This window comes from Azospirillum mesophilum (assembly GCF_053470405.2).
This window is the reverse complement of record NZ_JBPXMQ020000015.1, coordinates 80,238-101,098: the sequence shown is the minus strand read 5'-3', so window position 1 is coordinate 101,098 and position 20,861 is coordinate 80,238. Positions and strand designations below refer to the sequence as shown.

Here is a 20,861-nt window from a genome sequence, read left to right as displayed (position 1 = left end):
TTCCGCGGCGGGAATGGCGCCGGGCGGCGCCTCGGCCCGTCGCCGGAGGATCAACTTGGACATTGTGCCGCAACCCCCGTCCCGCCGGGGTGGCGCATCGGTGGAAGCCATAAACCGAATTTGCAAAAAGCGCCGATGTTTCAGGCGTCTACGACCGTGTGCGGGCGCAAGGCGCCGTCCAGCGTCAGCAGCAGGTGCAGATAGACGGCGACCCGCCGCGCCGCCTCGGTGTGAAGGTCCAGGCAGAGCCGCAGTTGCCGGGCGAGCGCCGCATTCTCCGCCGCATCCTGCGGGGGCTGATGCGGGTGCGTCGGCGCCGCCATGTGGACGATGTGGTCATGGTCCAGCGGAACCGTGGTGGCCGGGTCGTCGAGCAGGGCGGCGGCGATGCCCTCCTCGTCATGGTCCGGCGGAGGGGAAGGCGCGTGCGGCGGCGGAGCACGGGTCGCCAGATGGGCGCGCAGGTTCTGCTTGATGCGCGCCCGCTGCTGCGGCTCCAGCGTGTCGATCTCGTCAATTTCGTCGAAGAGGAGGTCGTAGACGCGCCGGCGTTTGCGGTTGGGCTCCTCGTGGTCGCGGCGATCCTGCTGGGCCGGGCGGCGCTTCTGCCGATCGGTCGCGCTGCCCGTGCGCTCGACCGCCACCGGCGAGCGGATCAGGGGCTCCGAACGGCCAATCGAACCGTCGGTCATGGCGACCTCCCCAACGGGGATGTGGAAGGTTCAGTGTGCGCCGTGGGGCGGGAATGTCAAGGTGGGGGATCCCTCCTTATTGAGGCCCCCAAATGAGAAGAGCCCCGCCCTGGGGCGAGGCTCTTTGCGACAGTCCGATCCGGAAGGTTCAGTCGGCGGCGCCGGCGCCGGCGATTTCCGTGGGTTCGGGGCGATGCTTGCCGAACTTGATGTTCGGGAAGGCGTTGATCAGCGCGGTGATGAAGGCCGACAGGTAGGGCAGGGACTGCACCACCAGAAGGCCCGACCACATGAAGGCGTCGCGGTTCTCGTGGCCGAACACCATCACGATGGCCAGCGCCGCACCCCACAGGCCGAGCAGCAGCGCGATTTCCTCCCGCGCCATCAGGAAGGCCTGCATCAGCGCCGGCTGGTTCTCGCATTTCGGCGTGCGGACGAAGGGACGGCCGGAGGTGAACATGCCCAGCCACATGGCGCGGCCCACCGTGTGGGTCAGCGCCATGCCGGCGATGGCGGCGCCCACCTTGTCCCAGAAGCCGCACTTCACGCGCGCCTCGTACAGCCAGAGCGACGCGCCGACCTTGAAGGCGAAGACGCTGAGCGTCGGGATCATGAAGACGTTCGGCGGGAACTCGAAATACTTCGGGAAGGCCAGCAGGCCGATGGACCAGATGATGCCGGCGATGCCGAAGATCATGTGGGCGGCGTCGGCGAACCACGGCAGCCAGCCGGTGATGAAGTGGTACTTCTGCCCGGCGGTCAGGCGCGGGCCGCCCGGCAGCAGGTCGCGCCAGTGGTGCTTCAGGATCTGCACGGCGCCGTAGGCCCAGCGGAAGCGCTGCGTCTTGTAGGCGGAGAAGCTGTCGGGGACGAGGCCCTTGCCGTAGCTTTCCGGCATGTAGACGGCCTCGTACTTGTGCTCGAACAGGCGCAGGCCCAGGTCGGCGTCCTCGGTGATGCACCACTCGCCCCAGCGGCCGACCTCTTCCAGGGCCGACTTGCGGATGATGGTCATCGTGCCGTGCTGGATGATCGCGTTGCGCTCGTTGCGCTGGATCATGCCGATGTGGAAGAAGCCGGCATATTCCCAGTTGATCATGCGCTGGAACAGGTCCTGGTTCCATTCCCGGTAGTCCTGCGGGGACTGCACGAAGCCGACCTCGGGCCGGTCGAAGTGCGGGATGGTGGCCTTCAGCCAGTCTGGGTGGACCTGATAGTCGCTGTCGATGACCGCGATGTGCTGCGCGTCCGGCGCCGTCTGGGCAAGGCCGAAGTTCAGCGCGCCGGCCTTGAAGCCCGGCCAGTTGTCCAGGTGGAAGAAGCGGAACTTGTCCCCGAGCTGCTTGCAGTATTCCTCCACCGGACGCCAGACGGCCGGGTCCTTGGTGTTGTTGTCGAGCAGCAGGACTTCATAGTTCGGGTAGTCCAGCCGGGCCAGCGCGTCCAGCGTCTGCATGACCATGTGCGGCGGCTCGTTGTAGCAGGGCACATGGATGGACACCTTCGGCGCGTTGGGCGCCGGGGCGGCGGAGCAGGGGTGGAACTTGCGCTTGAAGCGGTCCTGCCAGAGCACCTCGGTCAGTTCCAGCCCGTCGATCAGCATGACGGAGAGCAGCACCAACTGGGCGAACAGCAGCAGGCCCCAGGCGATTTCCGTGGTGGTGGCGAGGCCGGCGGCGCTGGCGGCGCTGACGGAAAAGACCAGCACGGAGGCCACGGCCTGGATCATACCGCCGTAGAAGATCTGCCCGCCGAACTTCAGGTCGCCGCCACGGCGCCACAGGAAGAAGACGAGCGGCAGGAAGCCGACGGCGATCGAGATGCCGCACAGCACCGGCCAGTTGCGGACCTCCGTCACCTCGCCGATCATCGGGAACTTGGGCTTGCGCCACGCGTCCCACAGGCCCCAGCTGGTGCCGGCGGTGCCCTCGATCTCCCGCTTCCAGGGCTGGTCGAAGGCCTCCATGATGAAGTAGTCGAGCTTGTTCTGCGCCGCGACGTTCAGGAAGGTGCGGATGAACTTGGCCTGGTTGACCTGGCTCGCCTCGGCGCCACGGCGCCACGGACCCTCGGCCGGCCAGCCGATTTCCGAAATCAGGATGTGCTTGTTCGGATACTTGGACTTCAGCTCGTTGTAGCGGAGCATGGCGTAGTCGACCGACTGGTCGGCGGGCACGCCTTCCCAATAGGGCAGCAGGTGCACGGCCAGGAAGTCCACGGCCTCCACCAGTTCCGGGTGCGAAAGCCAGACGTGCCACGGTTCCGCGGTGGACACCGGCACGTTGACTTTCTTCTTCACGCGCTTGATGTAGTCGATGGCCTGCGGGACGGTGACGTCCGCGCGCAGGATCGCCTCGTTGCCGACCAGGACGCGGCGCACGTTGCTGTTGTCGCGCGCCAGCTTGATCAGGCCGTTGATTTCGGGCTCGTCGACCTCGGGCTTGCCCATGATCCAGGCGCCGGCCGTGACCGGCAGCCCGTATTTGCGGGCGACGGGGGCCACCTGCTCCGACCCGTCGGTCGTGGAGTAGGTGCGCACGCCCTTGACCGAGCCCTCCAGGGCCTGCATGTCCTTCTCGATGTCCTCCGGCGACGCGCGGTCGCCTTTGGACGGGCTCTTGTCCGGATGGAAGGGCGTGTAGCTGACGCCGTTGATGGCGCCGCCCCAGGACCGCTCGGCGACCGGGCGGTTCCACACCGCCCACACCCCGATGTTGCCGAGGATCACCAGAAGAAGAGCCGCGATCGCCGACTTGCGCATGACCGTCTTTCTTTTCCCGCTCATCTCGCGGCTTGGCCGGATCGCTCCGCCCCTGGCCGCCCTGTCCCAATCGCTTGGGCTTGCGAACTCCTTGGACGGCGCACGAGCGGCACCGCCGCCCCGACACCGCCTTCGGACCGAACCCTAAACCACCCCGACTGCTGGACGTTCGTGGTCCCGTCGCGAAGCCCGTCCGCCCCGGTCCGTCGCCTTTTCCGGCGGGGCGGAGCGCAACGATCTTCCCGATGCATGCGGTGTTTCTGTAGAACTCCGCCGGACCGAATAAAGATCGTCGGGTAGTTTATACATTTTTCCTAGTCCCGCAACCATGGCCTGGCGAACACCCCGGCCTTGCGTTTATTCCCGACGTCGTAAGACACAGCAAGGTGAAAGCATGTTCCATCTGCATGAGCGTCTCGCGGCCGACACCACGCCCGTCATCGAGCTTGCGCTCAGCCGCGTGCTGCTGATGAACAACCGGGTCTGGCCGTGGCTGATCCTGGTTCCGGCGCGTCCCGGCCTGACCGAGATCCACCAGCTCGACGAGGCCGCGCGCCACCGGCTGATGGACGAGATCGCGCGCGCGTCGCAGGCGCTGGAGGGGCTGTTCCGGCCGGACAAGATCAACGTCGGCGCGCTCGGCAACATGGTTCCGCAACTGCACGTCCACGTGATCGCCCGCACCCGGTCCGACCCGGCCTGGCCGGGGCCGGTCTGGGGTTCCGGCTTCGCCGAGCCCTACGACCCGGCGGAGCGCGACACGCTCGTTGAAAAGCTTCGCGGCGTGTTGGGCGAAAATTGAGGCTGGCCGCTCCGGGAAAGCGGTGCCGTGACGTTCGGCGGCCTCCTTCTGTTGATGGAACAGGAATCATTCCACGCAGGAGGGGCTGTCATGAATTCCGACCGCATCACCGGGGCCGGCAAGGAGCTGAAGGGCGAAGCGAAGAAGCAGGCCGGCGACCTGACCGGCGACCAGAACCTGAAGGACGAAGGCCGCGCCGACAAGGCCGAGGGCAAGGTCGACAAGTTCATCGGCAAGGTGAAGGACGTCCTTCGGGGAAACCGCACATGACCCCGAACGGCCGGGGGGACGAGCGGGGGCGCCGCAAGGACGACGCCCCGTCCGAATCCGCCCAGCGGATCGAAGACAAGCTCGTCGAGGAAACCGGCAAGGCGTCTGGCGATCCGGACAAGCCGGTCCAGGAAAAGTTCGATGAGCTGGGCGAGAAGGACGAGGTCAAGAGGAAGGGTTTGAGGGAGTGAGTTATTACCCCCTCGCCCAGCCCCGCTGGGAGAGGGAAGGGGCTCACGAAGTGGGAAGGGTGAGGGCAAGGTTTCTCGGGCAGGCCTTGCTGTGCATTGCCAGGATTCTTGGGCTGACCTTGCCCTCACCCTCCCCGCGCCTTTGGCGCTGGCCCTTCCCTCTCCCGCCTCTCGCGCAAGCGAAGCTTGCGCTGACGGCGTCAGGCGAATGCCTGCGGCATTCGCTGAGAGCCGGAGGCGGGCGAGGGGGTTTTACGCCTCCAACTCAATCTTCGGTTCACACCGCACGGGGAAGTTCACCGAGTTTGCGATGAAGCACTTTTCGTGGGCTTCGTGGTGCAGGGCTTCGGCCTTGGCGGTGTCGCTGCCGGGGGCCAGGGTCACTTGGGGACGCAGGGTCACTTCGGTGAAGCGGCCGCCGCCCGCGTCGCCCTCGGCCATGGTGCCGGTCGCCGCGTCGCTGTAGGCGGTCACGGCGATGCCGGCCGTGGCGCACAGGTGCAGGTACCACAGCATGTGGCACGCTGAGAGCGAGGCCACGAGCATGTCTTCGGGATTGTAACGGCTGGGGTCGCCCCGGAAGGCGGGGTCGGAGGAGCCGGGGATGACTGGCTTGGAGCCCGCCGTGATCTCGTGGTCGCGGCTGTAGGCCTTGTAGGCGGACGTTCCGGTGCCGAGGTTGCCCGTCCAGGTCACCGTTGCGCTATAATGGTGCTCACGCCCGGCCATGTCAGCCTCCCGTTGTTTTCCGGAAGGGTAACCGCAGTTCGGCCGGGTGAAAAGAGGCGCGGGAGGGCAGAGCCCTCCCGCTGGTCCTTCCCAGGCTTGACGCCTTACGACGCCTCGGCCGCGCGCTGGTGGCGCTTGCGCTCGTTCGGGTCGAGGTAGCGCTTGCGCAGGCGGATGGACTTCGGCGTGACTTCCACCAGCTCGTCGTCGGAGATGTAGGACAGCGCCTTTTCCAGGGTCATCTGGATCGGCGGGGTCAGGCGCACCGCCTCGTCCTTGCTGGTCGTGCGGATGTTGGTCAGCTGCTTGCCCTTGATGACGTTGACCTCAAGGTCGTTGCCACGGGTGTGCTCGCCGATGATCATGCCCTGGTAGACCGGCACGCCGGGGTCGATCAGCATCGGGCCGCGGTCTTCCAGGTTCCACAGCGCGTAGGCCACGGCGGTGCCGTCGCCGTTGGAGATCAGGACGCCGGTGCGCCGGGCGGCGATGGCACCCTTGTAGGGGGCATAGCCGTGGAACAGCCGGTTCATGATGCCGGTGCCGCGCGTGTCCGTCAGGAACTCGCTCTGGTAGCCGATCAGGCCGCGCGACGGGGCGTGGAAGACGATGCGGGTCTTGCCGCCGCCCGACGGGCGCATCTCGATCAGGTCGGCCTTGCGCTCGGCCATCTTCTGGACGACGGTGCCCGAGAACTCCTCGTCCACGTCGACGACGACTTCCTCGATCGGCTCCAGGCGCTGGCCGTTCAGCGGGTCGGACTTGAACAGCACGCGCGGACGGCTGATCGCCAGCTCATACCCCTCGCGGCGCATGGTCTCGATCAGGATGCCCAGCTGCAGCTCGCCGCGGCCGGCCACCTCGAAGGCGTCGCCGCCCTCGGTGTCGGTGACGCGCAGCGCCACGTTGCCTTCCGCTTCGCGCATCAGGCGGTCACGGATCATGCGGCTGGTGACCTTGTCGCCCTCGCGGCCGGCCAGCGGGCTGTCGTTGACCGAGAAGGTCATCGCCAGGGTCGGCGGGTCGATCGGCTGGGCGGCCAGCGGCTCAGACACTTCCGGCGCGCAGATGGTGTCGGCGACGGTGGTGTTGGTCAGGCCGGCCAGCGCGACGATGTCGCCGGCATGCGCCTCGTCCACCGGAACGCGCTCCAGCCCGCGGAAGGCCAGCACCTTGCTGATGCGGGCATTCTCGACCAGCTTGCCGTCGCGGCTCATCGACTTGACGGCCATGTTGACCTTGACCGACCCCGTCTGGATGCGGCCGGTCAGGATGCGGCCCAGGTACGGGTTCGCTTCCAGCGTGGTCGCCAGCATGGTGAAGGGCAGGTCTTCCTCGACCTTCGGGGCCGGGACATGGTCGCGGATCAGCTCGAACAGCGGGGTCAGCGTCTCGCGGGCGCCGTTCTCCAGGTCCGTGGTCGCCCAGCCGTTGCGGCCCGAGGCGAACAGGGTCGGGAAGTCCAGCTGCTCGTTCGAGGCGTCGAGCGAGGCGAAGAGGTCGAACACCTCGTCATGCACCTCGTGCGGACGGCCGTCGGGACGGTCCACCTTGTTGATGACGACGATCGGGCGCAGGCCGAGCTTCAGGGCCTTGCCCAGCACGAACTTGGTCTGCGGCAGCGGCCCCTCGGCCGCGTCGCAGAGCAGGACGACGCCGTCGACCATGGAGAGGATGCGCTCCACCTCGCCGCCGAAATCGGCGTGGCCCGGGGTGTCGACAATGTTGATGCGCAGGTCGTTCCACAGGACCGACGTGCACTTGGCCAGGATGGTGATGCCGCGCTCGCGCTCCAGATCGTTGGAGTCCATGGCGCGTTCGGCGACTTGCTGGTTCTCGCGGAACGAACCGGCCTGCTTCAGGAGCTGATCGACCAGGGTGGTCTTGCCGTGGTCGACGTGCGCGATGATGGCGACGTTTCGAAGATTCATGTGTCGGGGACTCTAAGCTCGGCTCTGGGGCTTCAGTTTCGCTATGCCGCCCCGACACCGCGGCACCCCTGCCGCGCACAACAAAAAAACCCTCCGAGGGGAAGTCGGGGGGCTCTGTCGGGGAAACTGTTGCGACGCAATATAATGATCCGGCTTGCGAACGCAAGCGGTGAGGTGCCATTTCCTGGCTGAACCGCTTATGCGGAATTTCCTGGGGGGTGCGACAGCGGCGCCATTGGCTTGCCCTTTCGCGCATCCCACATGGACCGACGATGACCCGCCGCGTTCCCGCTTCCCGCCTCGCCGCCCTGCTGCTGACCGGTGCGCTTGCCGCCGCACCGCCCGGTCCGGTGCGGGCGCAGGATGCCGAAACCGCCCCCCCGCCCGCCGAAGGAGCCCCCGCCGAAGCTCCTTCTGCTGAAGGATCGGCGCAGCCCGAGGCGGGGCCGAAGGTTCCCTACGAGGTGGACATCACCGGCGTGGAGGACGGCCTGCGCACCCTGCTGCGCGATACCTCCTCGCTGGTCAGCCTGAAGGACGACCCGCCGCCGTCGGTGCTGGGGCTGGAGCGCCGGGCCGGCGACGACCGGGAGAGGCTGGCGACGGCGCTGCGCTCCGCCGGCTACTACGACGCCACGCTCGACATCCGTGTGGACGCCGACCGGAAGCCGGTGAAGGTCACCATTGCGGTGGAACCGGGGCCGGAATACCGCTTCCGCACCGTCACCATCCGGTCCACCGACAACGTCCCGCTGCCCGGCGATCCCATCACGCCGGACGACCTCGGCCTGAAGATCGGCGCCCAGGCGCGCGGGCCGGCGGTGGTCGACGCGCAGAACGCGCTGTTGGGCCGGATGAGCGACCGGGGGCACCCCTTCGCGAAGATCGCCGAGCGGCGCGTGGTGGTCGACCACGACGACCACGGCATGGACGTGACCTACACGGTCGATCCCGGCCCGCTGGTGCTGTTCGGGGAAACCCGCATCGAGGGGCTGAAGGACATAGACCCGGCCCTGATCCGCGGCCGGATCCCCTGGACGGAGGGGCAGATTTACGACGCGGCGCTGCTGGACAAGGCGCGGCAGGCCATCGCGAAGCTGGAGGTGTTCGACACGGTGCGCGTGCGGCTGGCCGACGAGCCGGGGCCGGGCGGGGCGACGCCGGTGACCGTCACGCTGGTCGAGCGCAAGCCGCACTTCATCGGGGCGAGCGCCTTCTACTCCTCCACCGACGGGCTTGGAGGTTCGGCCTATTGGGGCCACCGCAACCTGTTCGGCGGCGGGGAGCGGCTGCGGCTGGGGGTGGACATCGGCCGCGTCGCCGGGACGAGCGGCACCGGGTCGCGGCGGGGCCGCGAACTCGACCTGCCGGACCTGCGCTTCTCGGCCAATTTCCGCAAGCCGGACTTCCTGCTCCTGCGGCAGTCGCTGGTCCTGAACTTCGAGGTCACGTCGGAGCAGCCGCCCGCCTACGACCGCGTCGCCACCGTGCTGTCCGGCGCGCTGGAGTGGCAGGCGACCGACCAGCTGAAGGTCTCCTACGGGGTGAGCGGAGAGCGCGGGCGCGTGCGCAACAACCTGCGCGAATACCAGACGGCGCTGGTCGGCGTGCCGCTGGGCGTGGCCTGGGACGGGTCGGACAGCCTGCTGAACCCGTCCAAGGGCTACCGCACGTCCTTCCAGGCGACGCCGTGGTTCCCGCTGGGCGGGGACACCACCACCCAGTTCACGACGCTGCAGTTCAACGGGTCGGCCTACCGCGACCTGTCGGGGGACGGGCGCTACGTCGCGGCGGCGCGGGTCGGCGTCGGCAGCACGCTGGGCGCCACGCTGGACCAGATCCCGCCGGACCATCGCTTCTACGCGGGCGGCGGCGGGTCGGTGCGCGGCTTCGGCTTCCAGAAGGCGGGGCCGCGCGACATCTTCGGCGACCCGACCGGCGGACGGTCGCTGTTCGAGGCGGGGCTGGAGCTGCGCATCAAAGTGACCGACACGATCGGCGTGGTGCCCTTCGTCGATGCCGGCACGGTCTACGACAGCGCCTTTCCCGACTTCAAGCGGCCCCTGCGGGTGGGCATGGGCATCGGTGCCCGCTACTACACCGACTTCGGGCCGCTGCGGGTGGATGTGGGTTTCCCGCTGAACGCGGAGCCGGGGGACGCGAAATGGCAGCTCTACATCAGCCTGGGCCAGGCATTTTGAGGAGCGGGGCAAAAGGGCGCAGCCCCATTTTTGCCCCTTCCCTCGGGACCCCTCTCTCAATTTCCCGTTATATCGTCCGTGGAATGCCGGAACGGGGTGCGTGGTGACGGGGCTGCGTCGTCTGTTTTTTGTACTGATCGGCCTCGTTGCCCTGAGCGGTGTGGCTTTTGCGGCCAACAGCGACGGCGGCGGCGATGGAGGCGGGTGGGGGCCGGTGAACGCCGTGCGCCGCTGGATCGCCACGACCATCGAGAACGCCGTCAACGGCCCCGACCTCCAGGTGAGGATCGGCGACATCGGCGGCGCCGTTCCCGTCAACTTCACCATTTCCGAGGTCACGGTCGCCGACCGGGAAGGCGTCTGGCTGCGGCTGGAGCGGCTGCACGTCAACCTTGCCCCCACCGCTCTGTTCACCGGCCGCGCCAAGGCCGACGTGATCGAGGCGCAGACCGTGACGGTGGAGCGCGCGCCGGCACCGGGCACCCAGCCCAAGCCTGCGCCCCAGCCGCAGCAAGGGCCTACCTCCCTTCTGCCGAACCTGCCCGTGGGCGTGGCGGTGGACCGGTTGGCGGTTGACGAGTTGCGGCTGGCCGAGCCGCTGCTGGGGCAGGCGGCGACCTTGAGAGTCGTGGGATCGCTGAACCTCGCGTCCGGCGGTTCGTCGCTGGAGGCGCATCTGGCGGTGGACCGCATCGACAGCCAGCCGGGACAGGCCAAGCTGGACGTCGCCTTCAACCCCGACGACAAGCGGCTGGACCTGAACCTGAAGGCGTCGGAGCCGGCGGGCGGCATCGTCGCCCGCGCGCTGGCGATCCCCGGCCTGCCGCCGGTCGCCGCGTCGCTGGACGGGCAGGGCACGCTGGACGATTGGAAAGGCACGCTGACGGCGAGCGCGGAGAACGCGGCGCGCCTGAACGCCGACGCAACGGTGAAGGCGGTGCCGGAGGGGCACGCGGTGACCCTGGCGGCCGGTGGCGACGTGGCAGCGCTGCTGGGACCGCAGGCGGCGCCTCTGGTCGGGCCGCAGCCGACGCTGGACGGCACGGTGCTGGTGGCGCCGGGTGGTGCGCTGACCGTGCAGCCGGTCGTCGTGAAGGCCGTCGCCGGGACGGCGACTCTCAACGGCACGGTGGGCGCCGACCGCCGCAGCCTCGCCCTGCGCTACGAGGTGGCGGCGGGGCCGGACTCCGCGCTGCATGGCCTGACCCAGGGGATCGGGTGGCGCGAGGGGGTGGTGACCGGCAGCGCCGAGGGCACGCTCGACGCGCTGACCGTAGCCGTGCAGGGGGTGATCCGCGATCTGGCGACGGACAAGCCCGAACTGGCTTCAGTGGCGGGGCCGGAGGTGCGGCTGGACGGGCGGGCGCAGGTTTTCACCAACGACGGGCGCGTGCAGATCAACGGGTTGACGCTGACCACGGCGGCGGCCACGGCCACCGCGCAGGGGAGTGCCGCCGGCTGGGGGCAGACGGCGGACGTGGCGCTGTCGCTGACGGCGGACGACCTGTCGCGCCTGTCGGGGCTGGCCGGACGGCCGCTCGGCGGGTCGGTGGCCCTCGGCGGGCCGGTGCGGCGGGAGGCGGACGGCACGATCACGGCGGAGCTGAGCGGGGCGCTGCGCGACCTCGCCACCGGCACGCCGGCCGATGCGGTGCTGGGCGACGCCGCGACGCTGGGGCTTCAGGCCGCGATGGAGCCGGGCGGGGCGATGCGCCTGCGCGATCTGGTGCTGGACGGGCGCAACGGACGGCTGACCGGAACCGCCGCTCTGGCCGACGGCAAGGTGGATGCGATGACCCGGCTGGAGGTGGCGAACCTCGCCCCGGTCGGGGGCAGCCTGGGCACGGAGATGGCCGGCACGCTGGCGCTCGACGCCACGGCGAACGGGCCGCTCGACGCTCTGGCGGCGGAGGCCAAGCTGAACGCGCGGGGGCTGGTCGTGAAGGGCCGCCGCTTCGGCGCCACCGACGTGACCGCGACCGCCGCCAACCTGCCGGCCAGCCCGCGCGGACGGTTGAGCGCGCGCACTCAGCTTGCCGGGGCAGGGCTGGCGGTCGATGGCGCCTACGCGCTGGAGGGGCGGACCTTGCAGGTCAGCGATCTTGCCGTGGCGAACGGGCCGAACCGGATCACCGGGGCGGTGCGGGTGGCGCTGGACGCCATGACCGCCACCGGCGAGCTGGACGGCACCCTGCCGCAGCTGAAGGCGCTGTCTGAGCTGGCCGGGGTGCCGCTGGACGGGGCGGCGGGCTTCACGGTGGCGCTCGACGCGCCCAATGGAAAGCAGGCGGCGACCCTGACGGCCAACGCCAGCAACCTGCGCGTCGAGGGGCAGGGCGCGCCGCTGCTGGTCGCCCGCCGCCTGACCGCCAACGCCGACGTGGCCGACGCGCTGGGCAGCCCCAGCGGCAAGGCGCGGCTGGAACTGCTGGACGGGTCGGCGGCCGGCAACGACCTCGCCCGCGTCACGGCCAGCGCCGACGGCACGCTCGCCAAGGCCGGCTTCCGGGCGGAGGCGACGGGGGCCGGGCGCGACCCGCTGGCGCTCGACCTCGCCGGCAGCTTCGCGCAGGACAATGGGCTCAATCGTGTCCGGCTTGACCGCTTGCAGGGCCGCTACGCCGGGGAGCCGTTCCGGCTCGCCCAGCCGGCCAACCTCGCGGTGGGCGATCGCCGCTATGAGGTGAAGGGGCTGCGGCTGGTCAGCAACAACGCGCAACTGGCGGCCGACCTTGGACTGACCGGCGACCGGCTGTCGGGGGAACTGCGGCTGGATCAGGTGCCGATGGCGCTCGCCCGGCTGGCCGACCCGACGCTGCGGCTGGACGGCACGCTGAACGCACAGGCCACGCTGGGCGGCTCCGTCGGGCGGCCGCGCGCCGACGCGACGGTGCGCGTCGCCAACCTGAAGGCGCAGCAGACCACGCAGGCCGGCGTGCCCGGCATTGATGCCACCATCAACGCCCAGTGGCGGGAGGAGCGCCTGTCGGTCACCGGCAACGCCGCCACCCGCAACAACGCCGGCCGGATCACCCTGAGCGCCGGGGCGCCCCTGGTCATGAACCGCGACACGCTCGCCGTGTCGGTGCCGGAGCGCGGGAAGCTGGAGGCCGCCGTCAACGGCACCATCGACGCCTCGCTCGCCAACGACCTGCTGGCCGCCAGCGGCGACCGGGCGCGGGGGGCGCTGCGGCTGGACGTAAACGTCGGCGGCACGGTGGGGGCACCCACCCTCGGCGGCGTGGTGACGCTGTCGGGCGGGCGCTACGAGAACCGGGCGTCCGGCGCCATCATCCGCAACATCGACGCCCGCATCGTCGGCAACGGCGACGTCTTCTCCATCGAGAACTTCAGCGGGAAGACGGCCAACGGCGGCACCATCGGCGCGCGCGGCGTGATCCGTCCGGCGGCCACCAACGGGCAGCAGCTCGACCTGCAAATCCAGGCCGACAACGCGCGTCTGGTGCAGAACGACCTTGCGACGGCGGACATCGGCGCCTCGCTGACCCTGACCGGCAGCTTCACCAACCCGCGCCTCGCCGGCCCGATCCGGATCGAGCGGGCTGAGGTCCAGATCCCCAACCAGACCCCGCCCAACGTGGTGGACCTGAAGGTCGTGGAGGTCGGGAACGGCCGCAACGGCAACCTTCAGAGAGCCAGTCTTCCGAAGGGGAACGGCCGGAAACCCAACGGCCAGAATACCAATGGCCAGCCGGCGCCGGAGTCACCCTTCGCCATGGCGCTGGATTTGACGGTGGAGGCACGGAACCAGATCTTCGTGCGGGGGCGCGGGCTGGAATCGGAATTCTCCGCCAACCTCGCCGTCGCCGGCACGTCCAGCCAACCGCTGGTGAGCGGCCGGCTGACCATGCTGAAGGGCCAGCTCTCGCTGCTCGGCAAGAGCTTCGACTTCAAGCGCGGCATCATCGAGTTCGACGGCGGGCCGCAGATCGACCCGCGCCTCGATCTGCAGGCGGAGGCGACGGCCAACAACGTCACCGCCGACGTCGTCATCACCGGAACCGCCCGCCAGCCGAAGCTGGAGCTGACCTCGCCCCAGGGACTGCCGCAGGACGAAATCCTGTCCAGCATCCTGTTCGGCAAGTCGGTCGGCAACCTCAGCGCGGGGGAGGCGGTTCAGTTGGCCCAGTCGGCGGCCTCGCTGGCCGGCTTCGGCGGCAACGGCGGCGGGCTGCTCAGCCGCGTGAGGCGCAGCCTGGGCATCGACCGGCTGGAGTTCACCTCCGGCGAGAACGGGAAGGGCGGCGCGGTGCAGGCCGGGCGCTACGTCAGCGACCGCGTCTATGTCGGCGTCGAGCAGGGCATCGGCGCCAACCAGAGCCGCGCCACGGTCGAGGTAGACATCACCAAGAACCTGAAAGCCGAAGCCGACGTGGGCGCGGATTCCGAAACCCGCGTCGGCGTGAAGTGGGAGTGGAATTACTGAGGTTTTACTGAGTTCTATGCAAAAGGGCGCCGGTTTTCTTTTCCGTCGTCCCCGCGCAAGGCGGGGATCCGGAAAACTTCGCGTAGGAGCACCTGAAATGCCCTGGATCCCCGCCTTCGCGGGGATGACGCACGGTGGTTGCTCTCTCGGACAAGATCATGCTCTGTCCGCCGCCCCTACTTCCTCCCCACCACAATCCGCACGTGGGCGGGGAGGGGGACCACGTCGCCGGTGGCGCGCTCGTCGAAGCGGCGGGCGATGTCGGCCTCCAGTGCCGCGCGCCGGTCCGGGGGGAGACCGTGCAGGCGGTGGCCGAAACTCATGTCCAGGGTCGCGCGCCAGAAGGGCTGGCCCTTGGGGGCCTTGCGGACGGGGGTGAGGTCCGTCTCCGTCGCCTCGCGGAAGCCGGCGGCGCGCATCGCCGACGCGAGCAGGCCCGGAGCGGCGAAGCGGAACAGCGGGTCGAGGCTGCCGTCCTCGCCAAGCTGTGCGGCGACCCCCGCGCCCACCGTTTCGAACAGGGCGTTGCCGGCGCGTGGTCCCCAGACCATGAAGGCCGCCTTGCCGCCGGGGCGCAGGACGCGCCGGACCTCGGCGAGGGCCGCCGCCACGTCGGGCACGAACATGATGCCGAAGCGGCAGGTCACGCCATCGAAGCTTTGGTCCGCGAAGGGCAGGGCGGTCATGTCGGCGGCGGTGAAGACGGGGCGTTGCCCGTCCGGTGCCTCGGCGGCGCGGCGCACCGCCCCGCTCATCATGCCGGGCACGAGGTCGCTGCCGACCACCAGACCGCCCGGTCCGACGCGCCGCGCCGCGCTCAGCGCCGGTTCCCCGGCCCCGGAGGCGAGGTCGAGCAGGCGTCCACCCTCAGCCACGCCGGCGGCGTCCAGCAAGGGCTGGTTCAGCTTGTCGGCCAGATCGGCCATGGGGTCGGCCCAGCGGTCCCAGGCGTCGGCGCTGGCGGCCCAGCGCGCGCGCTCGGTGTCGCCGTCGATGGAAAGGTCGATGTCGGTCAATGCAGAAGCCTTGCGGTGCTGGTGGTCCGGGGCGCGGAGTCCGTGTCGCCGAGCCGTTCGCCGAGCGCGGCCAGCTCCTCGCCCAGCTTGCGGTTGGCGTCGGTCAGCTGCTGGATGCGATCCTGCGCGGCCTGCTGCCGGGCGTTCAGCGCCGCGACGGTCTCGGCAAGCCTGAGATTCTGCTGGGCTTGGCGCGCCAGGCTTTCGTTCAGGCTGCGGCGGATCGACCCGACGGCGGCCAGCGCCGCCACGGCCACGACGGCGGCGAGCATGGTGCAGACCACCATCAGCCAGTCCGCCGGAAACCCGCCTGTCGTAAGCCCGTCCATGGCCGAAGCCGCCTGTCCTTTTTCCGCCGCCATTGCTCATGACCGTCGGCCGCGCGCCGCCGGTGGAGGAAGGCGAAAAGCATCGGCCGATTCACAATTTTGGTCAAGCATGGCTCCGGTCAAGCACGGCGCAAAAACGGCAAAAGGCCCGGCCTTCCGGCCGAGCCCTTCTGTCCGCTGCGGTGCGGTCCCGCGTCAGGCGACGGTGTCGTCGACCGGACGGGAGACCTTGGCGCGCATGTCCTTCAGGTGATCGCCGAAGGCGCGCAGGACCGGCATGATGCGCTGCATCTGGTCCGACGTGACGTGCGCGTCCGTCTTCAGGACGATGGTCGGCGCCTCCGACATCAGGCGCTTGGCGCGCATCGGGCCAACCTTGTCGTCCATGAACATGGACAGGCCCATCAGGATGCCGAGCGTCACATCGTCGGGAGCCTTGGGCAGAGCCAGCACGTCGTGCAGCTCGTTGAGGAGGGTGTACGCGACGATGGAGGTGCGTTCGATGGTGTCAACGTCGGCAGCCATGGACATCGGTCAGAATCCTTAGGGCGCTGAGTGGTGCGTTCTGACGGAACGTTAGCGCTTGGATCGTAACCAAACTGTTAACCAACCCTCATCCGAGTCGCCCCGAGTCGTTTTTTTCGATTCGCAATCCACGGTCGCCGAATCAGGTCGTTACCTCCACAGATTCGATTGTTCGGACCTTCGCGACCCGGTCGATGGCCGCCAGAACGGCCTCCGGACGGGCGTGGTGCGGCATGTGGCCGGTGCCCGCCAGCAGGTGCAGCGTCGATCCCTTGATGGCGTCGTGCAGGGGAACCGCATGATGTTGCGGGTCGATGATCCGGTCCTCGTCCCCGGCGACGATGGAGACGGGGCAAGTGATCTCCGGGTAGCGGGGCGCCAGCTCCGCCACGCCGGGCACCAGCGCGGCCAGTTGCTCGGCCGCCCCCTCCAGCTGCGTCGGCCGCAGCAGCAGGTCGGCGGGCAGCAGGGCGTAGCGCTCCGGCACCGGGTCGGGCTCGAAAATGCGGCGAATCAGCGGGCCGATCAGCAGCCGGTCCACCGGCGGCAGGACCGTGCGGCTCAGCACCGGTCCCAGCACCGGGACCGCCGGCGTCAGGAAGGGAATGAAGTCCGGGCGCGGGGTCGGGTGCGAGAAGCCGGAGACGACGACCAGCCCGCCGACCTCGTCGGGATAATCCAGCGCCCAGGCCAGCGCCACGGCCCCGCCCAGGGAATGGCCGACGATGATCGGCTTCTCCAGCCCCAGCTTGCGCGCGCCGGCCCGCAGGATGGCGGCTTGGGCGGCGGGGCTGGCCTGCCCGTGCGGCAACTCGCTATAGCCGTGCCCCGGCCGGTCGAAGCAGACGCAGCGCCAGCGCTCGGCGGCGCGGTCCAGGATGCTCAGCGACCAGTCGTCGGCCACCACGCCGTTGCCGTGCAGGAACACCACCGGGCGGCCCTTGCCGCGGTCGAGATAATGCAGCGTCACCCCGTCTGCGTTCATGAAGTGGCCGGCGGGCGGGTGTTCCCGCTCCGCCCGCGCCGTGCGCCGAGTGGTGTCGAGCCAGAGCCCGGCGAGCATTCCGGCGGCCAGCGCCAATCCGTTGCGCATCAGCCGGCCCTCCGGGCGGCGGGGACGGTGGGGTGGGGCAGGGACGGCATGGCGTGGGCTCTCCCATGGGCTGCATCGCGGACCCCGGAGCAACAGGGCGGCGGTAGGGGGTGTTCCGGCGGGACCCGCCCCCGCGCGCAGGGCGGCCATGTCTCAACATTGTTTCGACAAATTAAGCTAAAATCTTATCATTCTCGGCGTGTAAGGGGGAGGCGAACTCCCCGTGGTTCGGAAGTGAATTCGTTAGCGAACAGTGGAATCCATGAAGGCCTACCCAAGAGCGGGAGAATCGCCATGAGTGCCGCCGCCAAACACGCGCCGGGCGAGCCCGAACGCACCGCCACCGACCGCAATGCAGACCGCAGCGGGCGCGGCGCCTTGCCGGCGGTCTACACCGACCTCGGCCGCATCATCGAAAGCATGACGCGCCGGTTCCTGGACGTGCTGCGCATGGAGCTGGCGCGCATCGGGATCGACGATCTCAGCCCCGGACAGGCGCTCATGCTCATCAACATCGGCGGCGAGGAGCTGTCGGTGCGCGATCTGCTGGAGCGCGGCTACTATCTGGGCTCCAACGCGTCCTACAACCTGAAGCATCTGGTGGAGGCGGGCTACGTCGACCGCTCCGCCTCGCAGCGCGACCGCCGCACGGCCCGCCTGCGCCTGTCGGAACGCGGGCTCCAGCTGTGCGAGGCGCTGCGCGGCCTGGAGGCGCTGCGGACCGAGGGGCTGGTGCGCAACGACGAGGAGGCGGCGGACTTCGAGACGACCTACCGCACGTTGCGCCGTTTGGAGCGGGCGTGGAGCGATCTTATCCGCTACGATACGCCGGACTTCTGATCCTCCGCACGGACGGCACCGCGCATGGCCCCGCGTTCCCTCACCCAGAAGGCCCTCAGCCAGAAGGACGTTCAACGCCTTCTGGCCGCCCCCGACGCCCAGGCGCGCATCGACACCATGACCCATGTGGTGCGCGACCTGGAGGCGGGGGAGCTTGCGGAGACGGAACGGGCGCTGGCGCTGGAAATCCTCCAGCGCTTCGCCGCCGACGCGGTGGCCGCGGTGCGGGAGGCCGTGGCATGGCAGATCAACAACTCCTCCCTGTTGACCGAGGATATGGCCGCCCGGCTCGCGCGTGACGTGGACCGGGTGGCCTTTCCCATCCTGCGGCACGCGGAAAACCTCCGCGAAGGGCTGCTGCTGGACATCCTGCGGGAGCGCAGCCCGGCCAAGCAGCTGGCCATCGCCGGGCGCAAGACCGTCTCCCCGGCGGTGTCGGACGCGCTGGTCCGCACCGGCAACGTCATCGTCATCACGCAGCTTCTGCGCAACCGCGGCGCGGTGATCGCCGAGCCGACGCTGCACAGCGTGCTCGACCAGTACGGCACGGTGGCGACGGTCAACGAGGCCATGGCCGAGCGCCCGGACCTCTCCGCCGCTGTCGTGGAGAAGCTGATCCTCTATGTGTCGGAGGAAATCCGCGCCCGTCTGATCCGCACCCATCGCCTGAGCCCGCGCCTGATCGGCAAGCTGGTGGAGCGCGCGCGGGAGGCGGCGACCCTGCTGCTGCTGAAGCCGCTGACGCCGGGGGAGGCGGACGTGGAGTTGCTGGCGCGGCACCTGCTGGTGCGCAACCGGCTGACGGCGCCGCTGCTGTTCCGCGCGCTCTGCGCCGGGGAATTCGCGCTTTTCGACGCCGGCATCGCCGTGCGTGCCCGGCTGCCGCTGGAGAACGCCCGGCAGCTCGCCTGGGACGGCGGGCCGCACGCGCTGAAGGGGCTGTTCGCGAAGGCGGGCCTGTCCTTCACCCTGATGAGGCTCTTCCGCGTGGTCATCGGCGTTGCCAAGTCCCTGGACTACAAGGGCGGCGACGAGGGGCGCGAGCGCTTCCAGACGGAGGCCGTCGCCACCCTATTCGACACCTGCGCCAACAGCGAGGACCGGGAGGTCGACGATCTTCTGCTGCAACTGTTCGACCAGACCTCCGCCGACGTGATCGCCCGCGCGATGGAGCAGGCCGGGATCCCCTTCGCGCCCGTGGGCGGGTGACGGCCCTTCTCTTATGCACTTTTTCGTCATCCCCGCGAAGGCGGGGATCCAGGGCATTTCGGGCAGTCGTCGGGGGGCTCTGGACCCCCGCCTTCGCGGGGGTGACGATCGGTGGTCGTTATGATGGAAAGCTTCGGAGGCGGGCGAGGGGGTTCTCTACAGCTTGAAGTAGGCCTTCAGCTTTGCCAGCAGGTCGGTTTCGGCCACCACGGGGATGGCCGCCGCAGGAGCGCTGGCGCGCCGTTGGGCGTCGTTGCGGCGCTGGCGCAGGCCCATCAGGTCGGCGAGCCGCTTCGCCAACTCCGGGCGGCGGCGCAGGACGGGGTCGAGGGCTTCCTTGTCCAGCTCGTAGACCACGGCGTCGGTGTTGGCGATCACCGACGCGCTGCGCGGCTGGCCGGTCAGCAGGGACATCTCCCCGAACACGTCCCCCGGCCCCATGTGGTCCAGCAGGATCGTCCGTCCGCCGAAGACGCCGCGCACGTCGAGCGCGCCTTCCGCCACCAGGAACAGGGAGGTGCCCAGCTCGTCCTGCCGCACCACCGCCTCACCGGCCGGAACGTGGCGCAGGTGCATGCCGGCGGCCAGCTCGTCCAGCTCGTCGGCGCGGAAGGCGGCGAACAGGTCGACGTGGCACAGCAGCTCCCGGCCCAGCCCCTCGGCCGTGCAGTCGGGCGGGGGCTTGCGGCTGCGCTGGAGTTCCTGCTTGGGGTGGGCGGGCTCCAGCCCGGCGCGGGACAGATGCTCCAGGATGGCGGAGGCCGCCGCGTCGCGACAGGCGGCGAGCCGCGCGAAGTCCGGCACCCAGAAGCGCGCCTGATAGGTCACGCCGTTCAGCGTCACCGCCTCCACGATCACGTCGGGGCGCGGTTCGGCCGGGATGTCGTCGCAGCAGACCATGGCCGACAGCAGGATGCGCTTGGCCCGCGCCACCGGGACGCCAGCGTCCAGCGTGACGGGGACGGAGCTGCGGAAGCCGTTCACCGGCTGGCTGAAATTGACGATGCGGCTGCCGGCCGCCAGCCCGTTCGGCACGGTCAGCACAGTCCCGTCCAGCGCGACCAGCCGCGTGGCCCGCCAGTTGATCTCGTCCACCCGGCCGGCGATGCCCGGCGGCAGCTCGATCCAGTCGCCGATCCGGTAGGGATGCTCGATGTTCAGCGCGATGCCGGAGAAGATGTCGGCGATCATGTTGCGCAGCGCGAAGCCCAGCACCGCGATCAGCACGCCGGAGGTGGCGACCAGCCCGGTCACCGGCTGCCCCAGCACATAGGCCAGGATGCCCAGCGCCGCGATCCCGTAGAGCACGGCGCGCAGCAGGTCGGTCAACAGGCGGGGCATCGGTGTCGCCCGCGCGCTGCGCGCGATCGCAAGGTCGATGACGCGCGAGCCCAGCCAAGCCGCCCCCAACCACGCCGCCGCCGCCAGCAGCGTTGCCAGCGCTTCGGCCACCATCGCCCCGGCCATGGGCGCGACATGGCCGGACAGCCACGGCCGCTGTGCCGCCGCCGCGGAAGCGGCCAGCGTCAGCAAGGCCGGCGCCAGCAGGCGGCGCAGACCCGGCCGCGGCGTTACCCCGGCGGGGCCGGCGGGAAGCGGAGCGAGGCGGGATGAATCGGGCATGGGCGTGGGCTCCCTTCTTCGACCTTCGCACCGGGGGCGGTCCGGTCAAGCCCGCAAAGGAATAGGGGGATGGGGCGGACTTCCTCCCGCAAAATGGGGTGGCGGCGAGCCGCTCTACGACCTCAAATAATCAGCGGGGAGGGAGAGAAAGGATGAGGGGCGAAAAACCGCGATCACTGCGACCCGACAAAGCATAAGATCA

At 69.6% G+C, this 20,861-nt stretch carries 16 protein-coding genes; 7 read left to right on the top strand and 9 right to left on the bottom strand.

The genetic code is table 11. The features are described from left to right. Positions 1–140: 140 nt before the first annotated feature. Entirely contained in the window at positions 141–692 is a 552-nt protein-coding gene (locus ACSVC7_RS16290) for a hypothetical protein (RefSeq protein ID WP_448203151.1), read from the bottom strand. Between the two features lie 148 nt (positions 693–840). Continuing rightward, on the bottom strand, positions 841–3,453 hold the full coding sequence (locus ACSVC7_RS16285) for a glycosyltransferase family 2 protein (RefSeq protein ID WP_448203150.1): 2,613 nt from the start codon (positions 3,451–3,453) through the stop codon (positions 841–843). A 394-nt stretch (positions 3,454–3,847) separates the two neighbouring features. Here ACSVC7_RS16285 and ACSVC7_RS16280 point away from each other — a divergent pair, with 394 nt between their 5' ends. From ACSVC7_RS16280 to ACSVC7_RS16270, 3 genes are all read left to right on the top strand, one after another. Then, complete coding sequence (locus tag ACSVC7_RS16280) at positions 3,848–4,255, top strand: HIT domain-containing protein (RefSeq protein WP_448203149.1); 408 nt, start codon at positions 3,848–3,850, stop codon at positions 4,253–4,255. 90 nt (positions 4,256–4,345) lie between these two features. Further along, positions 4,346–4,525 carry a CsbD family protein gene (locus tag ACSVC7_RS16275; protein ID WP_448203148.1) on the top strand — a complete coding sequence of 60 codons (180 nt, stop codon included), beginning with the start codon at positions 4,346–4,348 and terminating at the stop codon, positions 4,523–4,525. Then, entirely contained in the window at positions 4,522–4,716 is a 195-nt protein-coding gene (locus ACSVC7_RS16270; RefSeq protein WP_448203147.1) for a hypothetical protein, read from the top strand. The genes ACSVC7_RS16275 and ACSVC7_RS16270 overlap by 4 nt, the downstream gene beginning before the upstream one ends. Positions 4,717–4,968: 252 nt before the next feature. On the opposite strand, the gene ACSVC7_RS16265 is transcribed toward ACSVC7_RS16270, so the two are convergent. After that, positions 4,969–5,445 (bottom strand): OsmC family protein, encoded by a 477-nt coding sequence (locus ACSVC7_RS16265; RefSeq protein WP_448203146.1) that lies wholly within the window; start codon positions 5,443–5,445, stop codon positions 4,969–4,971. A 104-nt stretch (positions 5,446–5,549) separates the two neighbouring features. Next, complete coding sequence (gene typA, locus ACSVC7_RS16260; RefSeq protein WP_448203145.1) at positions 5,550–7,376, bottom strand: translational GTPase TypA; 1,827 nt, start codon at positions 7,374–7,376, stop codon at positions 5,550–5,552. Between the two features lie 272 nt (positions 7,377–7,648). On the opposite strand from typA, the gene ACSVC7_RS16255 reads away from it, so the two are divergent. Together ACSVC7_RS16255 and ACSVC7_RS16250 are read left to right on the top strand one after the other, a co-directional pair. Then, a complete protein-coding gene (locus ACSVC7_RS16255) occupies positions 7,649–9,577 on the top strand; it encodes an autotransporter assembly complex protein TamA (protein WP_448203144.1) in 1,929 nt (642 codons plus the stop codon). Between the two features lie 103 nt (positions 9,578–9,680). Continuing rightward, entirely contained in the window at positions 9,681–14,024 is a 4,344-nt protein-coding gene (locus ACSVC7_RS16250; RefSeq protein WP_448203143.1) for a translocation/assembly module TamB domain-containing protein, read from the top strand. A gap of 176 nt (positions 14,025–14,200) precedes the next feature. Here the strand turns inward: ACSVC7_RS16250 and ACSVC7_RS16245 are convergent, their stop codons facing one another. The 4 genes from ACSVC7_RS16245 to ACSVC7_RS16230 form a co-directional block, all read right to left on the bottom strand. Then, on the bottom strand, positions 14,201–15,040 hold the full coding sequence (locus ACSVC7_RS16245) for a class I SAM-dependent methyltransferase (RefSeq protein ID WP_448203142.1): 840 nt from the start codon (positions 15,038–15,040) through the stop codon (positions 14,201–14,203). Next, positions 15,037–15,369 carry a hypothetical protein gene (locus ACSVC7_RS16240; RefSeq protein WP_448203141.1) on the bottom strand — a complete coding sequence of 111 codons (333 nt, stop codon included), beginning with the start codon at positions 15,367–15,369 and terminating at the stop codon, positions 15,037–15,039. The genes ACSVC7_RS16245 and ACSVC7_RS16240 overlap by 4 nt, the downstream gene beginning before the upstream one ends. 195 nt (positions 15,370–15,564) lie before the next feature. Beyond that, entirely contained in the window at positions 15,565–15,894 is a 330-nt protein-coding gene (locus ACSVC7_RS16235; protein ID WP_448203140.1) for a hypothetical protein, read from the bottom strand. A 142-nt stretch (positions 15,895–16,036) separates the two neighbouring features. Then, positions 16,037–16,987, bottom strand: a complete 951-nt coding sequence (locus tag ACSVC7_RS16230; protein ID WP_448203139.1) for an alpha/beta fold hydrolase — start codon at positions 16,985–16,987, stop codon at positions 16,037–16,039. A gap of 294 nt (positions 16,988–17,281) precedes the next feature. Here ACSVC7_RS16230 and ACSVC7_RS16225 point away from each other — a divergent pair, with 294 nt between their 5' ends. Then, the gene (locus ACSVC7_RS16225; RefSeq protein ID WP_448203138.1) at positions 17,282–17,827 is read left to right on the top strand and encodes a MarR family transcriptional regulator; all 546 of its coding nucleotides are present in this window, start codon (positions 17,282–17,284) and stop codon (positions 17,825–17,827) included. Positions 17,828–17,851: 24 nt separating this feature from the next. Beyond that, entirely contained in the window at positions 17,852–19,036 is a 1,185-nt protein-coding gene (locus ACSVC7_RS16220) for a DUF2336 domain-containing protein (RefSeq protein ID WP_448203137.1), read from the top strand. A gap of 156 nt (positions 19,037–19,192) precedes the next feature. Here the strand turns inward: ACSVC7_RS16220 and ACSVC7_RS16215 are convergent, their stop codons facing one another. Then, a complete protein-coding gene (locus ACSVC7_RS16215; RefSeq protein ID WP_448203136.1) occupies positions 19,193–20,659 on the bottom strand; it encodes a mechanosensitive ion channel family protein in 1,467 nt (488 codons plus the stop codon). Positions 20,660–20,861 lie beyond the last annotated feature (202 nt).